This is a genomic window from Patescibacteria group bacterium (assembly GCA_041660565.1).
GTDB lineage: Bacteria > Patescibacteriota > UBA1384 > CAJBMM01 > CAJBMM01 > JBAZWC01.
The window spans coordinates 1-3,375 of record JBAZWC010000008.1; the positions used below are offsets into that span (position 1 = coordinate 1).

The 3,375-nt window shown below is 44.0% G+C and carries 2 protein-coding genes; both read right to left on the reverse strand.

Going from position 1 to position 3,375, the window contains the following annotated elements; all coding sequences use genetic code 11:
- Positions 1-2,407 (reverse strand): NHL repeat-containing protein (locus WC773_04790; protein MFA6082692.1); only part of this gene is annotated, 2,407 nt, incomplete at its 3' end.
- 39 nt (positions 2,408-2,446) lie between these two features.
- On the reverse strand, positions 2,447-3,375 hold a 929-nt coding region (locus tag WC773_04795), incomplete at its 5' end, for a hypothetical protein (protein ID MFA6082693.1).

Consider the following 3,375-nt stretch of genomic DNA (forward strand, 5'->3'; position numbering starts at 1 on the left):
CCACCAAGAACTGGAGAGTATTATCGTCATCAGTGTCATCAATCACTGCCGAGACTGTCACCTTGCCCGTACCATTAGTGGCCTCGGAGGCAGTGGGGACGGTGGTGGTGGGGGCAGTGTTGGAAGAACCAGCTACATCAAAAATCATTACACGATTATTGCCAGAATCAGTGGCGTATAACAAATCTGATCCCGCAGATAAGTATGTTGAGTAGGAAAAGTCATTTTGACCGGTCCCTGCCGTTGATGAAGTAAAATTGGCTTGACCCAAAACATTGGCCGCGTTTTCATTGTCGCTAATGGCAGTTACGTCAAAAACCATTACACGATTTGCTTGATCTGATACATATAATTTATTTGTGCTGTAGGCAACACCGGATGGGGCATAGAGTGTGTTTTGAGCCACTCCTTGATCTGTGCCAGTTGTAAAGTTGGCTTGGCCAAGCACATTGACAGCATCTTCACCATTACTAATCGCAGTGATGTTAAAAATCAGTAAACGGTAATTTCCAGAATCGACAACGAATAGATAGGTTCCGTCGGTTGCTAGACCGGTAGGAACATAAAACGTATCTGCTGTGGTTGTATAACCTCCAGAGGTTACCATGTCTTCGGCACCGAGCACGTTGGCAGCGCTCTCCCCGTCGCTTACAGCAGTGACATCGTAAACTAATACACGATTATATCCCGCATCCGAAACAAATAACGTATTTGATGAAATTGTCACGTCGGTTGGCACAATTTCTTGACCAAGGACGTCGTTTGCTGTGCCAATGAAATCTTTTTGTCCAAGAACATGCTCGGCGGCTTCACCGTTTGTGATGTCCGTTACATCGTAAATTAGTATTCGGCCCGTGTCATAAGTAATCCGATTATCTGCCACATAAAGTTTGTTGGAAGCATAAGCAATCCCTCTTGGATCAGTCAAGCCGGTCGAGGTCGGGGTATATGTTTCGCAAGCGTCTGAGGCGAAATCGGTCTGCCCTAAAACCTTATCAGCTTTATAATCTAAAATGGTATTATCAGTATCAAGATTAAATACTAAAATGCGGCAGTTTGATGAATCTGATACGAAAAGACGGTGATTTGTCGTGTCGATTGCCGATCCCTCTACACCATAGAAAGCTGATTTACTTGCACCGTTATTTTGGCCGCCTTTTGTATAACTGGCCGCTCCCGTATCGTCATCAAATTGTCCTATGACGTTGTCAGCGGCTTCACCGTCTCCCAATACAGCAATGTCAAAAACCATCACACGGCTATTGGTATAATCACTTATATATAGTTTTGTGGAGATGAGTGCTGACCCTTTAGGTTCTTGTAAAAGCGTTTGTGACACTCCCTCGACATCGCTCGTAAAGTCCGCCTGACCTAATACATTTATGGCACTTTCGCCATTGGTAACTCCATCGCTTATATTAAAAACCATCACTCGATCATTATCAGCGTCAGACACAAATAACGAACTCGCATCTAAAGATAAACCTTTCGGATATTTAAACTTACTAATAGTGGTGCCACTACTATTTAAACCAAAGGCTGTTTGTCCTAAGACAAAAGTTGCCGCTTCTCCATCAGAGATAGCCGTTACATCAAATGTGACGACCCGATGGTTTGCCGTATCGGCGACATAAAGAGTGGTTCCTGAAATTTCCACTCCTTCCGGTTGGTTTAATCTGCTTGAAGTTTTTTTTGAATATTCTACTGTTGTAAAGTTGGCTTGCCCAAGTTCGTTCGCCGCGTTTTCACCGTCAAGGATTGCCGTCACGTCAAATATCATCACCCGATTATTGGTTGTATCAGCGACATAAAGTAAATTTGAGGCAATTGCCAGACCACTGGGATTATACAGTGTGCTCTGTGTGGTTCCTTCGGCATATGTGGTAAAACTCGCTTGGCCCAGAACGTTTGCCGCACTTTCTCCATTGACAATTGTGGTTACATCAAAAACCACGACACGATTTGCGATACCTTCAGACACATAGAGCATGTTTGAAGCATAGGCAAGGCCGGTTGGAGCGACCAAAGTATTTTGGGTAACATCGGAAGCCCCTAAAGATCTCGTGTCATTAAAGTCCGGTCGACCCAATACATAATCAGCCGTGTAATCCACAAGAACATCTGAAGAATTTAAATTGTAAACAAGGACACGACCGTTTTGATAATCAGAAACGAATAGACGGTGGTTTGTCGAATCAATGGCAACATCGTCTGGTGAGGCCATGCCGTTATTAAACGGGCCGCCATTTTGACCAACTTTTCTATAACTTACAACCCCTGCTTCGTCGAGGTTTCCGAGGGCATCGAGGGCATTGGCACCATTCGAGAAAGCTTGAGCAAAATTTGTCGGGAATTGACTGAAAATCAACGCCAATAACAAAATTTTATAAAAGACACCTTTTTTCATAAAAAATCTATTCATTTTTACCGCCATTATTTTACCACACTATTCCTCCATTATAAACCTGGTAAAAATCGTAACTGGCAGGTCCAAAACGTTTTTGGCCCACTCGGCGCCAAAGCGTTCAATGGCCGTAGTTTCGTCAGGGACCCAGCGAAGAATTGGCCGATAATAATCATCAGGATTTTCAATCACTTCGAAGACCCGGGCATCACTTTGAATCTTAACAAGTTTCACGCCGGGTTTTGGAAGGATCGGTCCCATAAGGGGAAGAGTAGTCAAAGTAGCGTCGGTTACTTGTTTAATATCATCAAAGGAATCTTTCCAGGTGAAGTATGTTTGTTCGTTTAAGAAAGGACGACGTTCAAGATTTTCGGTTACAAAATAAATTGTTGAGAAATACGGGCTCTTAATATAATCACCGAATTCAACTTCGGTCACCTCCTCGAGTTCGCCTGTTACTGGCGAATAGGCCTGAGACGGGATGATGGTTGTCGACAGAGACTTTTCGTAAGTCTCGGTATCAAGAACGCCAGCCAAATCAGTTAACTCTAATTTGAAAATAATTTTAGTGCCAGAAAGTTTGCTTGGAGTAATCCAATCGTAGTAACCGAAGTTGACCACCGGTCCATCAATTTTGGTGTAATTTTTCCCGCCATCTAGGGAATACCAAAGGTTAACGAAATAAGTCACGCCGGTTGAGACCCAAGAAAAAGTGGTGGCCTCGTGTGCTTTTATTATCGTGGCCGTGGGAAAGTTTTTTTGTGTCACAGTAAAGTCTTTTACTTGGGCTGAAGTGCCTCCACCACCGGTGGAAGTTGATGAACTAGAACTCGACCCCTTCTTAGTCGTCCGGGCACTGATTGAACTCAAAGTCGATTCATTCCCGTAGGTGTCGACAGCGAAGATTTTAACGTAATAGGTTGTAGATCGGGAGAGACTGGTGATTGTCGTGGTGGCGGTGGTGGCCGTGG